Here is a 21956-nt window from a genome sequence, read left to right on the forward strand (position 1 = left end):
GATGGGTGAGACCGCGCAGGTCAAAAAGGGCGGTCATCACGACCAGAACATTCCACGCGGCGTTCTGATAGCGGCGGGGGCGTTGATCGCCTTCGCCCTTTCCGCGACCTATTACGCGCGCACCTCGGATGTCGGCACTGTCCACATGCCCGCGGCGCAGCCGTTGCAGACCATGCTTCTCCACTTCGTCGACCAGGACGACGGCGGCATCGTCATCACCAATGCGTCGGACGGCGCGGTGCTGGTGAAGATCGCGCCCGGCGCCAACGGTTTTGTGCGCAGCATGATGAGAGGGTTCGCCCGCGCCCGCAACCGCAGCGGCCTGGGCGCGGAAACCCCGTTCAATCTCACCCGCTGGTCGAACGGGACCATGTCCCTGACCGACGAAACCACCGGGCGGCGCATCGATCTCGACGCCTTCGGCCCGAACCAGGCCGAGTTTTTCGCCGGAATTTTCCCTGCGAAGAAGGCGACGGCGCCTTGAGTCGGTCAACCTCCAGCAGCCCCCTTCACGCGGCGCGGCCCAACGGGCATGCGCCGAAAACACTTCGCCTCGAGCCAGCCTTGTAAGGAGCGGCGAACTTGCACGATTTCGGTCTGCCGATTCTCGCGACGCTCGCGCTATGGTGGGGCTCCACAGGCATCATTTTCTATCTCGACAGCCTGCCGGCGAAGACGTTTCCCTACACGATGGGCGCAGCGACGCTTCTCGTCGCCGCCGCCCTGTGGGGCCTCGTCGCCACATCCGACCACCTCAGCGTCGGCTCCGCCTATGGCGCGTTTTCCTACGGCCTGATCTGCTGGGGCTGGCAGATCATGAGTTTCTACATGGGCTATATCACCGGCCCGCAACGCGACCCCTGCCCGCCCGAACTGCGCGGCCTCGCCCGGTTCATCGCGGGCGCGCGCACCGGCCTCTACCACGAGCTGTTCGCGCTGATCGGCGCCGTCATCCTGCTCGCCCTCACCCACAACCAGCCCAACCAGCTCGGCTTTTGGACCTACGCGACGCTGTGGTGGATGCACACCAGCGCCAAGCTGAACGTGTTCTTCGGCGTGCCCAATCTCGGCGAGGAGATGATTCCCGATCATCTGCGCTATCTCGCCAGCTACATGACGCGCCGCCCGATGAACATGTTCTTCCCGTTCTCGGTGACGATTTCGACGGTCATCACGGTCTGGCTGATTTGGGCGGCCAATGACGCCACGACCCCGTTCGAGGCGACCGGCTACACCATGCTGGGCACGCTGATGGCGCTCGCCGTCGCCGAGCACTGGTTCCTGGTCGCCCCCCTCAACGCCAACGCCCTGTGGGGTCCGATTTCGCGCCGCGAGGATTTTTCCGGCCTGATCGAGGGCGAGCTGGTCGCGCTCGAAAATTTCGCCGAGCGCGAGGAGAGCTGGACCGCGCGCCTGCCCAACATCTGCGACGCGCGCCATGTCGCGCAGGTGCTGGAGCTGGTCGCCGCTGGCGCCTTCGGCGAGGTCGAGGAGGTCAAGGGCGCAATGCGCACGCGCGCGCACTGGATCGCCTTCGAGATCAGCGGCAGCCGCGCGCGCATGACTCCGTTCACGCCGCGCCGCCCGCAGGAGCCGCGCATCATCGCGGTCGGACGCCATCTGGATCGCGACCGCCTGCTGGCGGCGATCGAGAACTGCGCGGCGTAATGTCGCCGGCAAAAGCCCCGGATGTGTCAACTTGTCTTGATGGAAATCAATTGCCAAGCGTCACTCTGGAGTGACATATAGCTCCCCGAACAGGGCACTGCAAAACATGGTCAATCCTTTCCCCTTCTCCGCGATCGTCGGTCAGGACGATATGCGGCTCGCTTTCATGATCGCAGCGACCGACCCGTCCGTTGGCGGCGTCCTCGCCTTCGGCGACCGCGGCACCGGCAAATCCACGGCCGTGCGCGCGCTGGCGGCGCTGCTGCCGAAAATCAAGGTCGTCTCCGGCTGCCCCTACAATTGCGCGCCGGACAAACAGGCCAAGCTCTGCGGCGCCTGCAACGGCAGCGGCAAGACCAAGACGGAGATGCGCAGCGCGCCCGTGGTCGATCTGCCGCTCGGCGCGACCGAGGACCGCGTCGTCGGCGCGCTCAACCTGGAGCGCGCCCTGGCCGCCGGCGAAAAACATTTTGAACCCGGCCTGCTCGCCCGCGCCAATCGCGGCTTCCTCTACATCGACGAAGTCAACCTTCTGGAAGACCATCTCGTCGACCTTCTGCTCGACGTCGCCGCCTCCGGCCTGAATCTGGTGGAGCGCGAGGGCCTCAGCCTCAGCCATCCCGCGCGCTTCGTGCTGATCGGCTCCGGCAACCCGGAAGAAGGCGAGTTGCGCCCGCAAATGCTCGACCGCTTCGGTCTGGCGCTGGAAGTGCGCACGCCGCAGGACATTCCGACCCGCATGGAGGTCATCCGCCGCCGCGACGCCTATGACCGCGACCCCGAGGCGTTCCACAAGCACTGGGCCAACGCCGAGAAGAAGCTGCGCACCAAGATCGTCCACGCCCGCGAGCGGGTCACCACGGTCGAGACCGGGGATGCGGTGCTCGAACGCGCGGCGCGGCTGTGCGTCGCGCTCGGCTCCGACGGTCTGCGCGGCGAATTGACCCTCATTCGCGCCGCGCGCGCCTATGCCGCGCTGGAGGACGTTCCGAAGGTCGGCGATGCCGAACTGAAGCGCGTCGCGCCGATGGTGCTGAGCCACCGCTTGCGCCGCAATCCGCTCGACGATTCCGGCTCGGCGACGCGCGTCGAACGCGCGATCCAGGAAGTGTTCGCAAAATGAGCGTGTCGGACGCGGTTTCGACGCCCTGGCGGCGCGCGAGCCTCGCCGCCGCCGTCTTCGCCGTGGATCCGCTGGGCTCCGGCCTGCTGGTGCGCGCCGGCGCCGGTCCCGCGCGCGACGAACTGATGACCCGCGTCGCCGGGGCGCTGGCGCCGATGCGCCTGTCGCGCGCCCCCGCCGACATCGCCGACGACCGCCTCATTGGCGGGCTCGACGTCGCCGCGACGCTGCGCGCGGGAAAGCCCATCGCCGAGACCGGCGTGCTCGCCGCCTCCCATGGCGGCGTGCTGGCCATCGTGATGGCCGAGCGCATTTCAGCCGGCGTCGCCGCCCGTCTTTCGCAGGCGCTCGACATGGGCGAGGTCGCGCTGCAACGCGACGGCCTGTCGGCGATCCTGCCGGCCCATGTCGGCATTATCGCGCTCGACGAAGGCCAGGACGACGAGGCCACCCCCGCCGCGCTGGCGGAGCGCCTGGGGTTTTGGATCGATCTCGAACATATCGGCTGGCGCGACATCGAGCCGCCGGCCCTGACCCCCGAAGATTTTGAAGCCGCGCGCAAACTGCTGCCGAGCGTCGAAACCGACGACCAGGTGATCGAAATTCTCGTCGCCACCGCCGCGCAATTCGGCGTGGATTCGCCTCGCGCGGTCCTGTTCGCCCTGCGCGCCGCCCGCGCCTTCACGGCTTTGCGCGGCGAGACCAAGGTCGAGCGCGACGACATCGAACTCGCGGCCACTCTGGTGCTTGGCCCGCGCGCGACAAGAATGCCCGCGCCCCCGGAGGAGCAGGACTCGGACGAACCGCCGCCGCCCCCGCCGGAGGAGACGCCGCCCGACGAACCGCCGGAGCAAAAGGGCGAGGACAACACGCCGCGCGAGCTCGAAGAGCAGATTCTTGAAGCCGTGCGCGCCGCCCTGCCCCCGGGCCTGCTGGCCGCGCTGGCGGCGGGCGCGCCGCGCAACCGTCGCTCCAGCGCCAAGGACGGCAAATCGGGCGAGGAAATCTATTCGCTGCAACGCGGCCGCCCGCTCGACGCCCGTCCCGGCTCGCTGTCGAAAGGCCGCCTGGCGCTGGTCGCCACCCTGCGCGCCGCCGCGCCCTGGCGCAAACTGCGGCTGAAGCCGGAAGAAATGGATTCGCGCCGGGTCATCGTCAAACCCGAAGATTTTCGCATTCGCCGCCACCGCCAGAAGAAAGGCGCGACCACGATCTTTGTCGTGGACGCGTCAGGTTCTCTGGCTATGACCCGTCTCGCCGAGGTCAAGGGCGCCATCGAAATGCTGCTCGCCGATTGCTACGCCCGCCGCGACAATATCGCCCTGGTCGCCTTTCGCGGCCGAGCCGGAGAGATCGTGCTGCCGCCGACCCGCTCTACGGCGCGGGCGAAGCGCGCGCTGACCGGGCTTCCCGGCGGCGGCGGCACCCCCGTCGCGGCCGGTCTCGATGTCGCGGCGGCGGTCGCCGACCAGGCGCGGCGCAAAGGCCAGACCCCGCTGATCGTGCTGATGACCGACGGCCGCGCCAACATTTGCCGCGACGGCGGATCGGGGCGCCCGCGCGCCATGGAGGACGCGCTCGACGCCGCCAAGCGCATCGCCGCCGCGCAATTCTCCGTGCTCGCCATCGACACCACGCAAGGCGGCGGCTCCGGCCCGGACGCGCCGGTGCGCGTGCTGGCGGGCGCCATGCAAGGCCGCTACGTCAAACTGCCGCGCGCCGACGCGGCGGTGATCAACGCCGTCGTCCGCGGAGCGCTGCCACAATGAACCCGCTCGACTTCGACATCGACGGAGCGGATTGGCCGCTGCGCGAGTCGAGTCGCTTCATTCGCGCCGGCGGCTATCGCTGGCATGTCCAGGAATATGGCCCGGAAGCCGGAGCCGCGCCGACCGCGCTGCTCGTCCACGGCGCCGCCGGGGCGAACCATTCCTGGCGCCACATCGGGCCGCTGCTCGCCCGAAATTTTCACATCGTCGCGCCCGACCTGCCGGGCCACGCCTTCACCCGTCCCGACGGCAAGCTGGACATGACCCTCAAGGGGCAGGCCCAGGCGCTCGAATCCCTTCTGGCAAAGCTCGACTGTCAGCCGCAACTGGTGATCGGCCATTCCGCGGGCGCGGTGATTTTGGCGCGGCTGATCGCGGAGCGGCGCCTGGCGCCCACGCTGTTCGTCTGCATCAACGGCGCCTTCTTCCCGTTCGAGGGCGTCGCCGGCCATATTTTTCCGATGCTGGCGCGCATTGTTCACATGAACCCGCTGGCGGGGCGGCTGTTCGCCTGGACCGCCAACCGCGCCCAGATCGCCACGCTGATCCGGGACATGGGGTCTAAAATCGACGAACACGGCCTCGATCTCTACACGCGCCTGTTCACCTCGCCCGCGCATTGCTCCGCCGCGATCCAGATGGTGTCGAACTGGGATCTGACGCGCGTTCCCGACGACATCAGGCGTATCATGACGCCGACGCTGCTGATCATCGGGGACAAGGACGGGTACATTCGTCCCAGACAGGCAAACAGGGTCGTCCGGCTGCTGCCCAATCCGAAAATCGTGCACTTCCAGGGCGGCCACATCGTCCACGAGGAAGACCCGCAAGGCGTGTGCGCGGCGATCCTCGACGCCTGGAGCCTCGTGTCTGAAACCCGCGCGGAACAAGGCCACAATTAGCCTTGTTCTCGTGAAATGTCGCAGCTAGTGTCAGCTTATGTTGACGGTTCAGGAATGAAAACATGACCAGCGTCTCGAGTCAGCGCAAACCCGTCGCGCTTGTGATCGGCTCCGGTTTTGGCGGTCTGGCCGCCGCGATCCGTCTCGGCGCCCGCGGCTACGCGGTCAAGGTGCTGGAGCGCCTCGACGCGCCCGGCGGCCGCGCCTACCAGCACAAGATCGACGGTTTCACCTTCGACGCCGGCCCGACCATCGTCACCGCGCCCTTCCTGTTCGAGGAATTATGGGCCCTGTGCGGCAAGAAGATGTCGGATGACGTCCAATTGCGCGAAATGAAGCCGTACTACAAGATCCGCTTCAGCGACGGCCAGGTTTTCACCTATCAAGGCGACCGCGCGGCGATGCGCGAAGAGGTCGAGCGGTTTTCGCCCGGCGAAGGCAAGAATTTCGACGCCTTCATGGCGATGAGCGAACAGATCTATCGCATCGGCTTCGAAAAGCTCGGCGACGAGCCCTTCAATTCGATCCTGGACATGGTGCGCATCGCGCCGGATCTCCTGCGTCTGCAGGGCTATCGCAGCGTCTATGGGCTGGTGTCGCAATTCTTCCGCAACGAGCGGTTGCGCAACATCTTCAGTTACCATCCGCTGCTGATCGGCGGCGACCCCTTCCGGGTCTCGTCAATCTATTGCCTGATCGCCTTCCTCGAGAAAAGCTTCGGCGTGCATTCCGCCATCGGCGGCACCGGCGCCCTGGCGCGCGGCCTGGCGAAGTTGATCGAAGGCCAGGGCGGCGAAATCCGCTACGGCGCCGACGTCAAGCGCATCGTCGTCGAGAGCGGCCGCGCCGTTGGCGTTGAGCTGGTCACCGGCGAGCGGCTGCGCGCCGACATCGTCGTCTCCAACGCCGATTCCGCCTACACCTATCGCACCCTGATCCCGCCGCACCATCGGAAAACCTGGACCGACGCCAGGCTGCAGCGCCAGAAATATTCGATGGGCCTGTTCGTCTGGTATTTTGGCACCAACCGCCGCTACGACGACATCGGCCATCACACCATCCTGATGGGGCCGCGCTACAAGAGCCTGCTCGCCGACATTTTCCGCAGGAAAGTCCTCGCCGAGGATTTCAGCCTCTACCTGCATCGCCCCACCGCCACCGATCCTTCCGTGGCGCCGAAAGGCTGCGACACGTTCTACGTGCTGTCGCCGGTGCCCAATCTCCAGGGCGGCCAGGAATGGACGCTCGAAGCCGAGGGCTACCGCAAGCGCATCGAGAGCTGGCTGGAGGAGAACATTCTCCCCAATCTCAGCAAGCACATCGTCGCGTCGCGGGTGACGACCCCGCTCGATTTCCGCGACCGGCTCAACGCCATCCACGGCGAGGGCTTTGGCCTCGAACCGATCCTGACGCAAAGCGCCGCCTTCCGTCCGCACAACATGAGCGAGGACATCGCCAACCTGTTCCTGGTCGGCGCGGGCGTCCATCCGGGCGCCGGCCTCCCGGGCGTGCTGTCGTCGGCCCGCGTTCTCGACAAGGTGGCGCCCGATGCTTCCGCGTTCCTCTGACCGGCCGCTGGCGAGCGAGGCCGACCACGCCATCAATCGCGAAGCGATTCGCGGCGGCTCCAAGAGTTTCTACTCCGCCTCCTGGCTGCTGCCGGAGGCGGTGCGCCGCCCCGCGTTCGGGCTCTACGCCTTCTGCCGGCTCGCCGACGACGCGGTCGACGAGGTCGAGGCCAAGAAGGCGGCGGTGGAGCGGCTGCGCGAACGGCTCACCCGCATTTATGAAGGGAATCCGGAGAATCATCCGGCCGACCGCGCCTTTTCCGATGTGGTGCGCGACTATTACATCCCGCCCGAAGTCCCGTTCGCGCTGATCGACGGTTTCGCCTGGGACAGCGAAGGCCGCATGCCCGCGACCTTTTCGGAGCTGCGCGCCTATTCCGCCCGCGTCGCCTCGACCGTCGGCGTGATGATGACCCTCTTGATGCGCGTGCGCGACCCCGCGGCGCTGGCGCGGGCCTGCGATCTCGGCGTCGCCATGCAGCTCACCAACATCGCCCGCGACGTCGGCGAGGACGCGCGCGCCGGGCGGCTCTACCTGCCGCTCGACTGGCTCACGGAATCCGGCATCGACCCGGAAGCCTTTTTGGCGAAGCCTGAGCCGTCCGACGCGCTGAAACGCGTGGTGGCCCGGCTGCTGTCCGAAGCTGACGCGCTGTACGAACGCTCGCGCGAGGGCGTGGCGCGGCTGCCGCTGGCCTGCCGTCCCGCCATCCTGTCGGCGGCGCTGATCTATTGCGAGATCGGTCGCGAGGTTGAGCGGCGCGGCCATGATTCCGTGACCTCGCGCGCCTATGTCGGCCACCGCCGCAAGCTTGCCCTGCTGGCCGAGGCCAGCGCGCGCGCCATCGCGCCGCAGCCCGCGATCGAGGCGCCGCCGCTGCCCGAAACCGCTTTTCTGGTCGAAGCGGTCGAGCGCGAGCCCGCGCCCGATTTCGCCCCCGTAAACCTACGGTCCCGCGCGATCAAGGTGCTCGAAATGTTCGAGCGGCTGGAGCGCATGGACCGCGCAGAACCAATGGTGCGCTGATGTCCGGCAACATGATCGCCATGCTCGAAATGCTGTTCCCGTTCGGGCTGTTCATGGGTTTCCTGATCTGGCAGCTCGTCAGCATCAAGCGCATCATCCGCGAGGACAAGGCGCGCGAAGCGCAGGCGGAAGCCGAGCTGGCCGCGCGCGAGGCGGATGACGCCAAGTCCATTTCCGAGCTGCGCGCCGAAATCAAGGACCAGCGCGAGGAGCTTGACCGGCGCTTCGCCGAACTCGCGGAACGCGAGGCGCGGCTGGCGTCCGGCGCGCAAGCGCCCGAAGCCGCCAAGGCCGCGGCGCCGACCCAGGACTAGAGCTTTTCCACGTTTCACGGAAACATGCAAAAGCTCTAGATTCTCGTTTTGCCGCATTTTCTTCACGCGAACCGGCATCCACTTCGCTTGAAAATGCTCTAAAAGCAGCGGCTTCAGTCGTCAGCCACGACTCTCCGCGCCTTCATTGCGAGCGAAGCGCAGCAATCCAGGCCCATCAACCCGTTGAATGATCGCGCTTGAACGCCAACGCGCCGCATCCGTCGCCCTGCGATTCCTGGATTGCTTCGCTGCGCTCGCAATGACGACATGCGCGTGCTCGCTTCTCCCGCGAGCACGCGCATGGCGCGGCCAGCTACTTTTTCCCCACCACTCCATTCTTCACCGCGGGCCCCTTCGCGCGCGGCATGCGGAACGGCAGCATCGCCTTGACCACCGGCTTGGCGAAGCGATCGAGATCGAGGCTCTCATGCACGGAGACCGCCTCCTCGCCGTCGATTTCATGGGCGATCTGCGACCTTGAATAAAACGGCGCGTCCTCGAGCGTGGCGATCAGCCGCGCCGATTTGGCGCTGCGGGTCACGCGCGGCAAACGCCACGCCGATTGCGGCAGGCTGACGAAATCCGGCGCCGGCCGTTCGAACAATCCGCCCTTGGAATCGAACTCCAGGCTGAGCGCGGTGTGGCCGCCGCGACGCTTTTCCGCGTCATAAAACACCCGCGCCCGGTCGTGCAGCCGCGCGCGCGACCAGTGCCAATCCTTGAAACCGGTCTCGAGCGGTTCGGCGCCGCGATTGGTGTCGAAATAGGCGTGGCCCCGCCATTTGACCTCGGGCTGCGACATGGTGACGCTGACCCGCGCCAGCGGCGCGATCGGCCGCCAGAAATGACGCCCGACGGATTCCAGTTCGAAGGCGCGGGTGTTGATGGTTTCGACGTCGAGCCGCACATGGCCGACCAGCCGCCGCGGCCAGGGCGCGCAGACCTCGTTGATGTCGATGTCGAGGCCGTTTCCGTCCCAGTGCAGCGCGCTCGGCCCCACGGCGAAGGAATTTTCGCTGCGCGCCAGGGCGCCGGCGCCGCGTTCCGTCATCGCCCAGCGCGCGGGAGAGCCGTAGAGGGCGACATTGATGGCGCAATGTTCCTCCGGCGCGCGTCGACCGTCCCAGGCGTAATAGGGCGAGAACACGCTGCCGACGAAGGCGATGATGGTCAGTCCCTGTTTTCCGTCGTCGCTAAAGGCGTCGACGTACCACCAGACGTAGCCGCCGGGCGCGACCGGCGCGTCGAAGCCGGGTCCATCGCCGCCACGCCCTTCGGCGCCAGATCCGAGATCAGCGCCAGCGCCGCCTGGCGTCCCGACAGCGCCGCCATCGGCACGCCCGGTCCCGGATGAATCCCGCCCCCCGCCAGATAGAGGCCCGGCAGACGCGAGCGCGCCGACGGCCTCAGGAACGAGGCCCTCCAGCCGTGCGTCGCCAGTCCGTAGAGCGAGCCCCCCGTCGCCGGAAACCGCGTCGCGAACGCCGCCGGACTCGTCACCACGCGCTCCGTCCAGGCGAGTCTCGCCCCGCACGCCCGCATGATGTCCATCGCCGCTTTTTCGCATTCTTCGATCTCCCCAGCGCCCAGCGAACGGCGCCCCTCGGGCGGCGCGTTCACCAGGCAGAACAAACGCTCGCTCCCGCCGACCTCGCCGCTGTGGCGATCGCTGGCGCACACATAGACGGTGGGCCGCGCCGGCGTCCGCCCGCGTTTGAATATTGCGTCGAACTCTCCGGCGTAATCATCGCCGAAGAAGACGTTATGATGAATGAGCGAAGCATCAATGGCGCCAACGCCGGCAAAAGTCACGGCTGAAAGCGAACGCCAGCGCTCAGGGGCCGGATTGGCCGCGCGGGCGGCCTCCGGCCCCAGCAAGGGCAGGGCCGAGACATCGCCGTTGAAGACAATGGCGTCGGCGTCGAAGCGCTCCCCCTCGCTGGTGACGAGGCCCGTCGCGCGACGATTCTCGACGAGGATTCGCTCGACGCGCGCGCCATAGCGAAAGCGCGCGCCGAGCGATTCGGCGAATCCGGCCAGCGCCTGCGCGAGCCGGATCATGCCGCCTTCGACGAACCACACGCCCTGGCGCTCGACATCCGACACCAGCATCAGCGTCGCCGGCGCCAGGAAGGGCGAGGAGCCGCAATAGGTCGAGTAGCGTGCGAACAATTGTCGCAACCTGGGGTCGCGGAAATGCGACCCGAGCGCGCCCCAAAGAGTTTTGTAGGGCGAAATCGCCAGGATGTCGCGCCAGCGCCGCAAGCCGATGCGCCGGTTCAGCGCCCAGAGACTCGGCCGCGACGCGCGCATGAAAGTGGCGTCCAGCGTGTTGCGGATGCGCGCGGCGCGTGCGGCAAATACCCTGTATCCCTCGGCCTCCCGCGCCCCGGCGAAATTTTCTATGGCCGCGGCATTGGCCTCGACATCGGGATACAGGTCGAGTTGCGACCCGTCCGTCCAGAAATGCCGCGCCAGACGCTCAGCCCGGATCAGGGTGAGATGATCGTCGAGCGCGCCGCCGCATTCCTCGAAAAGGCCGTCGAAAACATCGCGCAAGGTGAAGACGGTGGGGCCGACGTCGATGCTCTGGCCGGCAACTTCCATAGCGCGCAGCTTTCCACCCGGCGCGTCGCCCGCTTCGACAACGAGCGTTTCGAACCCGCGCGCGGAAAGGACCATCGCCGCGACAAGACCGCCGACGCCCGCGCCGACGACCACCACTCTCGGCCTAGAAGCCATGATCCTCCCGGAGCTGAGCGCGAAAAGGATTGACGCGATGCTAAAAGCTGTCAATATTCGATTACACTTTGGGTGTCTATTGAAAAGGTCACGGAGGCGGGTATGCATATGGAGCGCGTCGAAATGGCTCTGGAGGCGGCCCTGAACGCGGCCTCGGGTCCGAAATGCCCGCCGAAGCTCGCCTCAGCGCTGCGTCATTCCGTGTTTCCCGGCGGCCACCGCATCCGCCCGCAGATCGTGCTCGCCGTGGCCATGGCCTGCGGCGACCCCAATCCGAAGCACACCGACGCGGCCGCCGCCGCCATCGAGCTGATGCATTGCGCCTCGCTGGTCCATGACGACCTCCCCACTTTCGACGACGCCCCGATTCGCCGCGGCAAGCCCACCGTGCACGTCGAATATGGCGAGCCGCTGGCCGTGCTCACCGGCGACGCGCTGATCGTCCTCGCCTACGAGACCATCGCCCGCGCCTTCTGCGCCGATCCGCAGCAACTCGTGCGGATGATCAACATCGTCTCGCAATCGGTCGGCGCGCCCGGCGGCATCATTGCCGGACAGGCGTGGGAATCGGAAGAGACGATTTCGCTGGTCGATTACCAGCGCGCCAAGACCGGCGCCCTGTTCGCCGGCGCCACGCTGGCCGGCGCCGCCGCCGCGGGCCAGGACCCCGAGGCCTGGCGCGCTCTGGGCGACTATATCGGCGAAGCCTATCAGGTGGCCGACGATCTGCGCGACCTGCTGTGCGACGCCGAAGAGCTCGGCAAGCCCGCGCACCAGGACGAGCGTCGCGCCCGCCCCAACGCCGCCGCGCAACTCGGCATCGGCGGCGCCAAGCAGCGCCTGACCGACCTTGCCGACGCCGCCGCCGCCTCCATCCCTGACTGCCCCGGCGCCGAACAGCTGCGCGTCATCATCCGCGCGCAGACCCGGCAGCTGTTTCCTTCCCAACTCGAGCAATACGCGGCTTAAAAAATGTCCGGAACCAATCTACCTGCCCCCGTCGGACCCGTGTCCGTCGGGGAAATCCTGCGGCAGGGCCGCAATCTGCTGATTTCAAATCCGTCATTTCAGAAATGGGCCGCCAGCTTCCCGCTGACCCGTCTGCTGGCGGAGCGGCAGTCCAACGCCCTGTTCGATCTCTGCTCGGGCTTTGTCTATTCGCAGATTCTGCTCGCCAGCGTTCGCCTCGACCTGTTCACCAAACTGTCCGGCGGCCCGCGCACGACGGCCGCCCTGGCGGAAGACCTCGGCCTGTCGGTCGACGCCACGCAGCGCCTGCTGCGCGCGACGACCAGCCTCAATCTCACAGACGAGCTTGAGGGCGGGCGCTACACGCTCGGCGAACTCGGCGCGGCCATGCTCGCCAATCCCTCCATCGCCGGCTTCGTCGAACACCACGCCCTGCTCTACAAGGACCTCACTGATCCCGTGGACTTGCTGAAAGGCAAGGCGCAAACCGAATTGTCGGGCTTCTGGCCCTACGCCAAATCCGGCGAGACCGCGCAGCCGGAAGCCTACGCCCGCTACAGCGAACTGATGTCGCAGTCGCAGACGCTGATCTCCGAGGACATTCTCGACGCCTTCCAGCCCTCGACCCCGCGCAGCTGGCTCGACCTCGGCGGCGGCGAAGGCGTGTTCGCGGCCGCGCTGGGCGAATTCGCTCCGCAAATCGAAGTCACGATGATGGACCTGCCGCCGGTCGCGGCGCGGGCGCGCGTCGCCTTGCAGACGCGCGGCATGTCGTCGCGGGTCAAGGTGCTCGACGGCGATTTCTTCACCGATCCGTTGCCCCAGGGCTCCTCGGTGGTGTCGCTGATCCGCATTCTGCACGATCACGACGACGACCAGGTCCGCGCCCTGCTCGCCCGCATCCATGCGGCGACGGAGCCCGGCGCCACCCTGCTGATCGCCGAACCGATGGCTGGCGGACGCGGCGCCGACCGCGTCGCCGACGCCTATTTCAACTTCTACCTGCTGGCCATGGGCCGGGGACGCGGGCGTTCCGTCAAGGAGCTCACCGATTTGCTGACGGCCGCCGGCTTCGCCGACATCCGCCCGCTGGAGTCCCGTCGTCCGATGCTCGCCAGCATTCTTGTCGCCCAGCGCGTGTAAATTTTACTTGACGGATCAGACTGTCGGACTAAGCTGACGGTCGTTACGTTCAAGTCTGAAAACAAAGGGTCTCCGGCACATGGAATCCGTCGCCGTTGTCATGGAAGAGCCAAGGCGCCTGTCATTGGCGTCGCTCGTCCTCGACGAGCCTGGCCCGGCCGACGTGGTCGTGGAGACCCTTTGGTCCGGCGTCAGCGCCGGAACGGAAAAGCTTTTGTACACGGGCCGCATGCCGACCTTTCCCGGCATGGGCTATCCGCTTGTTCCCGGCTACGAATCCATTGGCCGCGTCATCGAGGCCGGTCCTGAGTCCGGTCTCGCGGTCGGCGCCAGCGTTTTCGTTCCCGGCGCGCATTGCTTCGGCAAGGTGAGCGCCGTCCATGGCGGCACGGCCTCGAAACTCGTCGTTCCCGGCGCCCGCGCGGCAAAGGTCGATCCGGCGCTTGGCGAGCGCGGCGTGCTGCTCGCGCTCGCCGCAACCGCGCTGCACGCGGTGAATGTCGCCGACGCCTCCGGCGAGGCGCTGGTCGTCGGTCACGGCGCGCTCGGCCGCCTGATCGCCCGCATCATGGTGTCGCGCGGCGTCAAGCCGACCGTGTGGGAAACCAACCCTATCCGCGCCACCGGCGCCCAGGGTTATACGGTTCTCGCCCCCGACGCCGACGCCCGCCGCGACTACAAGCACATCGTCGATGTCAGCGGCGACACCAAGGTTTTGGATACGCTGATTCAGCGGCTCGCGCCGCGCGGTCGCGTCACTCTGGCCGGCTTCTACGACACTGTGGCCTTCGCCTTCCCCCCGGCTTTCATGCGGGAAGCCGAATTCCGCATCTCCGCGCAATGGGCGCCGGGCGATCTCGGCGCCACCATCGCTCTGGTTGAAAGCGGCACGCTGTCGCTCGACGGTCTCATCACCCACAAGCGCGACGCGCGCGAGGCCGCCAAGGCCTATCCCGTCGCCTTCGAAGATCCGGCTTGCGTCAAAATGGTCCTCGACTGGAGCGCGTTATGATCAGTTTCCTGAGCGAGGCCGAAATGAACGGAGAGACCGTGCTCACCCCTGGCAAGAAGGCCACGCAGATCATTGCGATCTACGGCAAGGGCGGCATCGGCAAGAGCTTCACGCTCGCCAACCTTTCCTACATGATGGCGCAGCTGGGCAAGAAAGTCCTGCTGATCGGCTGCGATCCCAAGAGCGACACCACCTCGCTGCTGTTCGGCGGCAAGGCCTGCCCGACCATCATCGAGACGGCGTCGCGCAAGAAGGCGGCCGGCGAAACCGTCGAAATCGGCGACATCTGCTTCAAGCGCGACGGCGTCTACGCCATGGAGCTCGGCGGCCCGGAAGTGGGTCGCGGCTGCGGTGGACGCGGCATCATCCACGGTTTTGAGACCCTGGAAAAACTGGGCTTCCACGACTGGGGTTTCGACTACGTCCTGCTCGACTTCCTCGGCGACGTGGTCTGCGGCGGCTTCGGTCTGCCGATCGCCCGCGACATGTGCCAGAAGGTGATTCTGGTCGGCTCCAACGACCTTCAGTCCCTTTATGTCGTCAACAACGTCTGCTCGGCGGTGGAATATTTCCGCAAATTGGGCGGCAATGTCGGCGTCGGCGGCCTGGTCATCAACAAGGACGACGGCACCGGCGAGGCGCAGGCGTTTGCGAAAGCCGCGGGCATCCCGATCCTCGCTGAAATTCCGGCCGACGAAGACATCCGCCGCAAGAGCGCGGCCTACCAGATCATCGGCAAGCCCGACGGTCGCTGGGGACCGCTGTTCGAGACTCTGGCGTCGGCGGTCGCGGATTCGATCCCGAACCGCCCGAAACCCCTGAACCAGGACGAGTTGCTGTCGCTGTTCTCGAGCGACGCGGTCGGCCGCGATTACGTCCTCGAGCCCGCCACGGCCGAAGATTTGTTTGGTACGGCCCGCGTCGCCAAGCCGTCGCTTGAAGTCGTGTACGACGAGTAATGGCTATGACGCTCGACACCCCCAACACACCAACTGCGAACGACGCGCCCCGCGCCGCCGGCGCTGTCGGCGTGGACGGACTGGGCTGCCACGCCGGTCGCGAAGTCATGCTGGAAGCCGCGCGGAAAACCGGGGCCGGCGAGACACTCGCGCGCTACGCCAAGGACTATCCCGCCGGTCCGCACGACCAGCCGCAGAGCATGTGCCCAGCGTTCGGTTCGCTGCGCGTCGGTCTGCGCATGCGCCGCACCGCCACCGTGCTGTCGGGCTCCGCCTGCTGCGTCTATGGCCTGACCTTCATTTCGCATTTCTATGGCGCGCGCCGCTCGGTCGGCTACGTGCCGTTCGATTCGGAAACCCTGGTCACAGGAAAGCTGTTCGAGGACATTCGCGAATCCGTCCATAATCTGGCGGATCCGGAAAAGGTCGACGCGGTCGTCGTCATCAACCTTTGCGTTCCCACCGCGTCGGGCGTCCCGCTGCGGCTGCTGCCGCGCGAGATCAACGGCGTGCGCATCATCGGCATTGACGTGCCGGGCTTCGGCGTGCCCACGCATGCGGAAGCCAAGGACGTGCTCGCCGGCGCCATGCTCGCCTACGCCCGCCAGGAGGCCGAACAGGGTCCGGTGCAGGCGCCGCGCAGCCCGCGCGCGCAGGAGCCGACCATCACGCTGCTCGGCGAAATGTTCCCGGTCGACCCCATCCAGATCGGCGGCATGCTGAAACCGCTCGGCCTCGCCGTCGGTCCGGTCGTCCCCACCCGTGAATGGCGCGAACTCTATGGCGCGCTGGACTGCGCCGCCGTCGCCGCCATCCATCCGCACTATGCCGCCTCGATTCGCGAGTTCCAGAACGCGGGCCGCCCGGTGATCGGCTCGGCGCCGGTCGGCGTCGACGGAACCGCCGACTGGCTCGACGAGGTCGCCAAGGTCTGCAACGTCTCCGCCGACAAACTCGACGCCGCCAAGGCCGCCATGCTTCCCGCCATTCGCGCGGCGCTGGACGGAGCCCCGATCAAGGGCCGCATCACGCTGTCGGGCTATGAAGGCTCCGAACTGATCGCCGCGCGCCTGCTGGTCGAAAGCGGCGCGGACCTGCGCTATGTCGGCACCGCCACGGCGCGCACGCCCTGGTCGGAACGCGACCGCGAATGGCTTGAATCCAAGGGCGTCGAAGTCCGCTTTCGCGCCACCATGGAAGACGACATCGCCGCCATGGACGAATATCAGCCCGACCTCGCCATCGGCACGACGCCGGTCGTGCAGGCCGCGAAGAGCCGCTCGATCCCGGGCCTCTACTTCACCAACCTGATTTCGGCCCGTCCGCTGATGGGCGCGGCCGGTGCGGGTTCGGTCGCCGCCACCCTCAACGCCGCCATCGGCAATCGCGCCCGCTTCACCGAGATGAAGGACTTCTTCTCCGGCGTCGGCGAAGGCGCGACCGGCGGCATCTGGCCCACCACCAAGCGGGAGGTCGGCTGATGTTCGTTATCGACCACGACCGCGCCGGCGGCTACTGGGGCGCCGTCTACGTCTTCACGGCGGTGAAAGGTTTGCAGGTCGTCATCGACGGCCCGGTCGGCTGCCAGAACCTGCCGATCACCTCGGTGCTGCATTACACCGACGCGCTGCCGCCGGAAGAGCTGCCCATCGTCGTCACCGGCCTCGGTGAAGCCGAACTCGGCCAGCACGGCACTGAAGCGGCGATGTCTCGCGCGCATAAAACGCTTGATCCCAAACAGCCGAGCGTCGTCGTCACCGGCTCCATCGCCGAGATGATCGGCGGCGGCGTCACGCCCGAAGGCTCGGGCCTGCAACGCTTCCTGCCGCGCACGATCGACGAGGACCAATGGCAGTGCGCCAATCGCGCGCTGCTGTGGCTGTGGAACGAGTACGGCGCCAAGAAGGCGAAAGCCGCCAAAGCCAAGGCCAAATCCGAAGGCGTCAAGCCCAGGATCAACATCATCGGCCCGAGCTACGGCGTCTTCAACATGCCGTCCGATCTTGCCGAAATCATCCGGCTGGTCGAGGGCGTCGGCGCCGAGATCAACCTGGTCTTCCCGCTCGGGACGCATCTCAACGACATTCCCAAACTCGCCCAGGCCGACGTCAACGTCTGCATGTACCGCGAGTTTGGCCGCGCTCTGTGCGAAGCGCTGGAAAAGCCGTATTTGCAAGCCCCCATCGGCATGCACGCGACGACCAAATTTTTGCGCGCGCTTGGCGAGTTGACGGGTCTCGATCCCGAGCCCTTCATCGAGCGCGAGCGCCATACGACGATCAAGCCGATCTGGGATCTGTGGCGCTCGGTGACGCAGGACTTCTTCGCCACGGCGTCGTTCGGCATCGCGGCGAGCGAGACTTACGCGCGCGGCGTGAGGAAATTCCTCGGCGACGAACTCGGCCTGCCCTGCTCGTTCGCGGTGGCGCGCAAGCCCGGCGAAAAGACCGACAACGCCGCGCTGCGCGACTCGCTGAAAGCGCGGCCGCCGCTCGTCGTGTTCGGCAGCTACAACGAGCGCATGTATCTCGCCGACGCGGGTTCGCGCGCCGCATACATCCCGGCGTCGTTCCCCGGAACCGTCATTCGACGGCACACCGGCACGCCCTTCATGGGCTATTCCGGCGCCACCTATCTCGTGCAGGAAGTCTGCAATGCGCTGTTCGACGCATTGTTCCACATCTTGCCGCTCGCGAGCGACATGGATCGCGTCGATGCGACGCCGTCCCGCCTGCATCGCGAACTCGAATGGAGCGCCGAGGCCAAAGCCCGCCTCGACGAACTTGTCGAATCCGCGCCGCTGGTGGCGCGCATTTCCGCCGCGAAGCGCCTTCGCGACGCGGCGGAACGGGAAGCCCGGCGCGCCGGGGAAACGCAGGTCAATTTGTCGCGCCTCGAGCGCGCGAAGGAACTCGCGAACTGACGCCGTAAGGCGTAGGTTCGCACCAGTTGGAGACGATCCATGAAAGTGGCGGTCAACACGGTCACTACAAGAAATGAGTACGATCTCGCCTGGCGTCTGTTTGGCGGATTCCTGCTCGCCGTGCTGGTGACCGCTGGCGGATTGAAGGCGTTCTTCACCTGGCTTTTCACGGACAAGAATTGCGCAGCGCCGAGGAGCCGTTCCTGGCTCGCCGAAGCGCGTTCTCAAGCGTCAATAGCGACGTCGTACGCCCATATGGCGAAGACGATGTTGCGGTCATCCAGACGGGACAACCGTCAGGAACGCCAGTCGAGGCTCTGAAGAGTCTCGACGAATTTTGGGCCGCGTAAGGCGTACGCGGTAACCTGTAAGGAGGTCAAAAATGGCCGAAGACAGATCATCCCTGTCCGGAGTGTCGGATGCGGAGGCCAAGGAATTCCACGCCTTGTTCGTCTCCAGCTTCACGGCTTTTATGGTGATTGCGGTTCTCGCGCACGTTCTCGCCTGGGCGTGGCGTCCGTGGATTCCCGGTCCCAAGGGCTGGGCGCTGCTCGACAGCGTCACCGCCGCTGTTTCGATGATCGGCTAAGAGGAGAAGCTCAACATGTACAAACTTTGGCTGCTCTTCGATCCCCGCCGCACCCTGGTCGCGCTCTCCGCCTTCCTGTTCGTGCTCGGTCTGATCATTCACTTCATCTGCCTCAGCACCGATCGCTTCAACTGGCTCGAAGGCAAGCCGGCTGTGCGCGCGGCGATCGAGACCTCCGTCTCGCTCGGCTGAGCATTCGATCAGCGGGAATCGCCCGCGGCGCGGACGGGCGCATAAGCGTCCGTCCGCACTCTGAAACCTTCACGTCGTTTGGGGAGCGCCGGCCATGGCGATGCTCAACTTTGAAAAAAAATACCGCGTGCGGGGCGGCACGCTCCTAGGCGGAGACCTGTTCGACTTTTGGGTCGGACCCTTCTACGTCGGGTTCTTTGGCGTCACCACGCTGATCTTCACCGTCCTGGGTGTTTCCATGATCGCCTACGGGACGGCGATGGATCACGTCTGGAACCTTTTCCAAATCAACATTGCGCCTCCAGACCTGAAATACGGCCTGGGACTCGCGCCTCTGAAACAAGGCGGAATCTGGCAGATCGTCACCGTCTGCGCGCTCGGCGCCTTTGGCTCCTGGGCTCTCCGCGAGGTGGAAATCTGTCGCAAGCTCGGCATCGGCTATCACGTTCCGATCGCCTTCGGCTTCGCGATCTTCGCTTATACGGTCCTGGTCGTGTTCCGCCCGGTGCTGATGGGCGCTTGGGGTTACGGATTCCCGTATGGCATTCTCAGTCACCTCGATTGGGTGTCCAACACGGGCTATCAGTACCTGCACTTCCATTATAACCCGGCGCATATGCTGGCGATCACCTTCTTCTTCACGAACTGCCTTGCTCTCGCGATGCATGGCGCCGTGATCGTGTCGGCCGCCAATCCGCGTCGCGGAGTGAAAGTGCGTCAGACCGAGTACGAAGACTGGTTCTTCCGCGACGTCGTCGGCTATTCCATCGGCACGCTCGGCATCCACCGCCTCGGCATGTTCCTGGCCGTCTCCGCCGCTTTCTGGAGCGCCATGTGCATCCTGATCAGCGGCCCGTTCTGGACCAAGGGCTGGCCGGAATGGTGGAATTGGTGGCTCAACCTGCCGATTTGGCGCTAACGTCTAGGAGGCGCACGTGGCTTTTTACGAGAACGTCTTCACTCAAGTGCAAGTCCAGCCCAAATCGCCCGAAACGGGCGAGGGCGTGGGCGATGCAAACCTGGCGCGCGAGCGCTTTGGCAAGCCGATCCTGTCCTATTGGGCTGGCTTTATCGGCAACGCCCAGATCGGTCCGATCTATCTCGGTGGCCTCGGCATCGCGTCGGTGCTCTGCGGTTTCATCGCGATCGAAATCATCGGTCTCAACATGCTCGCTTCCGTGCATTGGAGCCCGATCGAGTTCATGCGGCAGCTTCCCTGGCTGGCGCTTGAACCGCCGCTCCCCAAACACGGCATCAAGGCCTTCCCGCCGCTGGCGGAAGGCGGCTGGTGGCTGATGGCGGGCTTCTTCCTGACCATGTCCATGCTGCTCTGGACGGCGCGCGTCTATCGCCGCGCGGTTCAACTGGGCTTGAGCACGCACATGGCCTGGGCGTTCCTGTCGGCGATCTGGCTGTTCCTGTGCATGGGCTTCTTCCAGCCCCTGATGCTGGGTCGGTTCAGCGAGGGCGTGCCGTTCGGCATCTTCCCGCACCTGGACTGGACGGCAGCCTTCTCCCTGCGCTACGGCAACCTGTACTACAACCCCTTCCACATGCTCTCGATTGCGTTCCTGTACGGCGCGGCTCTGCTGTTCGCCATGCACGGCGCGACGATCCTGTCGGTCGGGCGGTACGGCGGCGAGCGTGAGGTGGAGCAGATCGTCTATCGCGGCACCGCGGCTGAACGCGCGGCTTTGTTCTGGCGCTGGACCATGGGCTACAACGCCTCCATGGAATCCATCCATCGCTGGGGCTGGTGGTGCGCGGTTCTCTGCCCGCTGACAGGCGGCATCGGCATCCTGCTCTCCGGCACGGTGGTCGACAACTGGTACCTCTGGGCTGTGCAGCACAACATCGCCCCCTCGTACCCGCATGTCTTCCCCGCGACAGTTGATCCGGCAGCGACGGGAGTCCCGCAATGAAAACCACTGCTCTGCTCCTCGGTGGCGTCGCCACCGCGCTGATCGGCACAGCGCTGATCTTCACTCCGGGATGGAATCTTCACAGGGTCCATACCGTTCAGACCGGCTTCCGTGGCCTGTCCGTGGGTGAAATGTCGACTGTCAAGACGGACGCCCTTCGCAAGGCGGCCAACGCCCTGCCGGACGCCATCGATCCGGCGGAAGCCGGCGGCAAGAAGGCGACCGAGGTTTACAAGAACGTCCAAGTTCTGACGGACCTCAGCGCCGCGCAACTCGATCGCGTCATGCTCGGCTTCGCGGCCTGGGTGGGTGGCGAGAACGGCTGCAACACCTGCCACAACCCCGACAATCTCGCGGACGACACTCCCTATCAAAAGAGAGTCGCCCGGACGATGATCAAGATGACCCGGCACATCAACAAGGATTGGCAGCCTCACGTCCTGCAGACGGGCGTGACCTGCTACACTTGTCACCGTGGTCAGCCGGTGCCTAACGGCGTCTGGTTCAACGAAGCTCCGATGACCAAGGGCGCCGCCACCAACAACCGTGGCATGGGTCATCCCGCCGCCGCGGCGAATGGTTACACCGCCATGCAGACGGTGCCGTTCAGTGGCATTCTCGACGGCAAGGATCCGGTCCGCTTCCAGCAGACGAAAGCTCTGGTGGAAGGCCCCGGCCCCTCGATCCAGACGACCGAGAAGTCCTACTCGTTGATGATGGCGATCTCCTACGGGCTCGGCGTCAACTGCACCTACTGCCACAGCTCGCGTGCGTTCTATAGCTGGTCGGAAGGCAACCCGCTGCGCGTCAACGCGTGGCAGGGCATCAACCTGGTCAGGGACCTGAACGCGAACTTCATGGCGCCCTTGCAAGCCGAATGGCCCAAGGAACGCCTGGGACCGACGGGCGATGGACCGAAGCTCTACTGCATGACCTGTCACCAGGGCGCGCCCAAGCCGTTGCTTGGCGCCCAGCTGGCGAAGGACTGGACGGAGCTCGGCGGCGTCGCCGCCAAGTAAGCGAAATCAAGGCGCGGCGGTTGCACAAACCGCCGCGCTCATTTTATATGGCATGCCGCAGGGCGCTCGGGGGACGCCTCCGTTTTGGAATTGTCTCATCTTGATCACAAGCGCG

Annotated in this window: 22 protein-coding genes; 20 read left to right on the forward strand and 2 right to left on the reverse strand. The window is 66.0% G+C overall.

What is annotated here, in order from left to right:
* The first annotated feature begins 1 nt into the window (after window position 1).
* From puhC to GJ654_RS03090, 8 genes are all read left to right on the forward strand, one after another.
* Window positions 2-484, forward strand: a complete 483-nt coding sequence (gene puhC / locus GJ654_RS03055; RefSeq protein ID WP_196305420.1) for a photosynthetic complex assembly protein PuhC — start codon at window positions 2-4, stop codon at window positions 482-484.
* A gap of 98 nt (window positions 485-582) precedes the next feature.
* Window positions 583-1668: a putative photosynthetic complex assembly protein PuhE gene (puhE, locus tag GJ654_RS03060; RefSeq protein WP_196305421.1), complete on the forward strand. Its 1086-nt coding sequence runs from the start codon at window positions 583-585 to the stop codon at window positions 1666-1668.
* A gap of 106 nt (window positions 1669-1774) precedes the next feature.
* Window positions 1775-2791, forward strand: coding sequence for a magnesium chelatase ATPase subunit I (bchI, locus tag GJ654_RS03065; RefSeq protein ID WP_155444636.1), 1017 nt, complete (start codon window positions 1775-1777; stop codon window positions 2789-2791).
* The gene (locus tag GJ654_RS03070; protein ID WP_155444637.1) at window positions 2788-4560 is read left to right on the forward strand and encodes a magnesium chelatase subunit D; all 1773 of its coding nucleotides are present in this window, start codon (window positions 2788-2790) and stop codon (window positions 4558-4560) included. The genes bchI and GJ654_RS03070 overlap by 4 nt, the downstream gene beginning before the upstream one ends.
* Window positions 4557-5462, forward strand: coding sequence for an alpha/beta fold hydrolase BchO (gene bchO, locus GJ654_RS03075; RefSeq protein WP_155444638.1), 906 nt, complete (start codon window positions 4557-4559; stop codon window positions 5460-5462). Before GJ654_RS03070 ends, bchO begins: the two co-directional genes overlap by 4 nt.
* A gap of 62 nt (window positions 5463-5524) precedes the next feature.
* Window positions 5525-7030 carry a phytoene desaturase gene (locus tag GJ654_RS03080; RefSeq protein ID WP_155444639.1) on the forward strand — a complete coding sequence of 502 codons (1506 nt, stop codon included), beginning with the start codon at window positions 5525-5527 and terminating at the stop codon, window positions 7028-7030.
* Window positions 7011-8057 (forward strand): phytoene/squalene synthase family protein, encoded by a 1047-nt coding sequence (locus tag GJ654_RS03085; protein ID WP_155444640.1) that lies wholly within the window; start codon window positions 7011-7013, stop codon window positions 8055-8057. The genes GJ654_RS03080 and GJ654_RS03085 overlap by 20 nt, the downstream gene beginning before the upstream one ends.
* Window positions 8057-8371: a hypothetical protein gene (locus GJ654_RS03090; RefSeq protein WP_155444641.1), complete on the forward strand. Its 315-nt coding sequence runs from the start codon at window positions 8057-8059 to the stop codon at window positions 8369-8371. The genes GJ654_RS03085 and GJ654_RS03090 overlap by 1 nt, the downstream gene beginning before the upstream one ends.
* 313 nt (window positions 8372-8684) lie before the next feature.
* On the opposite strand, the gene GJ654_RS03095 is transcribed toward GJ654_RS03090, so the two are convergent.
* Together GJ654_RS03095 and crtD are read right to left on the reverse strand one after the other, a co-directional pair.
* Entirely contained in the window at window positions 8685-9518 is an 834-nt protein-coding gene (locus tag GJ654_RS03095; RefSeq protein ID WP_196305422.1) for a hypothetical protein, read from the reverse strand.
* Window positions 9519-9541: 23 nt separating this feature from the next.
* A complete protein-coding gene (crtD, locus tag GJ654_RS03100; protein WP_155444642.1) occupies window positions 9542-11113 on the reverse strand; it encodes a 1-hydroxycarotenoid 3,4-desaturase CrtD in 1572 nt (523 codons plus the stop codon).
* A 102-nt stretch (window positions 11114-11215) separates the two neighbouring features.
* On the opposite strand from crtD, the gene GJ654_RS03105 reads away from it, so the two are divergent.
* The 12 genes from GJ654_RS03105 (at window position 11216) to pufC (ending at window position 21841) form a co-directional block, all read left to right on the forward strand.
* Window positions 11216-12082 carry a polyprenyl synthetase family protein gene (locus GJ654_RS03105; protein WP_210350795.1) on the forward strand — a complete coding sequence of 289 codons (867 nt, stop codon included), beginning with the start codon at window positions 11216-11218 and terminating at the stop codon, window positions 12080-12082.
* A gap of 3 nt (window positions 12083-12085) precedes the next feature.
* Entirely contained in the window at window positions 12086-13225 is a 1140-nt protein-coding gene (locus tag GJ654_RS03110) for a methyltransferase (RefSeq protein ID WP_155444643.1), read from the forward strand.
* 79 nt (window positions 13226-13304) lie between these two features.
* Window positions 13305-14237: a chlorophyll synthesis pathway protein BchC gene (gene bchC / locus GJ654_RS03115; protein ID WP_155444644.1), complete on the forward strand. Its 933-nt coding sequence runs from the start codon at window positions 13305-13307 to the stop codon at window positions 14235-14237.
* Entirely contained in the window at window positions 14234-15196 is a 963-nt protein-coding gene (locus GJ654_RS03120) for a chlorophyllide a reductase iron protein subunit X (RefSeq protein WP_155444645.1), read from the forward strand. Before bchC ends, GJ654_RS03120 begins: the two co-directional genes overlap by 4 nt.
* The gene (gene bchY, locus GJ654_RS03125; protein WP_210350796.1) at window positions 15196-16677 is read left to right on the forward strand and encodes a chlorophyllide a reductase subunit Y; all 1482 of its coding nucleotides are present in this window, start codon (window positions 15196-15198) and stop codon (window positions 16675-16677) included. The genes GJ654_RS03120 and bchY overlap by 1 nt, the downstream gene beginning before the upstream one ends.
* Window positions 16677-18119 (forward strand): chlorophyllide a reductase subunit Z, encoded by a 1443-nt coding sequence (gene bchZ / locus GJ654_RS03130; protein WP_155444647.1) that lies wholly within the window; start codon window positions 16677-16679, stop codon window positions 18117-18119. Before bchY ends, bchZ begins: the two co-directional genes overlap by 1 nt.
* A 39-nt stretch (window positions 18120-18158) precedes the next feature.
* Entirely contained in the window at window positions 18159-18440 is a 282-nt protein-coding gene (locus GJ654_RS03135; RefSeq protein WP_155444648.1) for a hypothetical protein, read from the forward strand.
* Between the two features lie 61 nt (window positions 18441-18501).
* On the forward strand, window positions 18502-18708 hold the full coding sequence (pufB, locus tag GJ654_RS03140) for a light-harvesting antenna LH1, beta subunit (RefSeq protein WP_155444649.1): 207 nt from the start codon (window positions 18502-18504) through the stop codon (window positions 18706-18708).
* A 15-nt stretch (window positions 18709-18723) separates the two neighbouring features.
* Window positions 18724-18900 carry a light-harvesting antenna LH1, alpha subunit gene (gene pufA / locus GJ654_RS03145; RefSeq protein WP_155444650.1) on the forward strand — a complete coding sequence of 59 codons (177 nt, stop codon included), beginning with the start codon at window positions 18724-18726 and terminating at the stop codon, window positions 18898-18900.
* Window positions 18901-18994: 94 nt separating this feature from the next.
* The gene (gene pufL / locus GJ654_RS03150; protein ID WP_155444651.1) at window positions 18995-19819 is read left to right on the forward strand and encodes a photosynthetic reaction center subunit L; all 825 of its coding nucleotides are present in this window, start codon (window positions 18995-18997) and stop codon (window positions 19817-19819) included.
* Window positions 19820-19835: 16 nt separating this feature from the next.
* On the forward strand, window positions 19836-20822 hold the full coding sequence (gene pufM, locus GJ654_RS03155) for a photosynthetic reaction center subunit M (protein WP_264586099.1): 987 nt from the start codon (window positions 19836-19838) through the stop codon (window positions 20820-20822).
* Entirely contained in the window at window positions 20819-21841 is a 1023-nt protein-coding gene (gene pufC, locus GJ654_RS03160; protein WP_155444652.1) for a photosynthetic reaction center cytochrome PufC, read from the forward strand. Before pufM ends, pufC begins: the two co-directional genes overlap by 4 nt.
* Window positions 21842-21956 lie beyond the last annotated feature (115 nt).

It is taken from the genome of Rhodoblastus acidophilus, from assembly GCF_009720655.1.
In the GTDB taxonomy this organism is placed as follows: domain Bacteria; phylum Pseudomonadota; class Alphaproteobacteria; order Rhizobiales; family Beijerinckiaceae; genus Rhodoblastus; species Rhodoblastus acidophilus_A.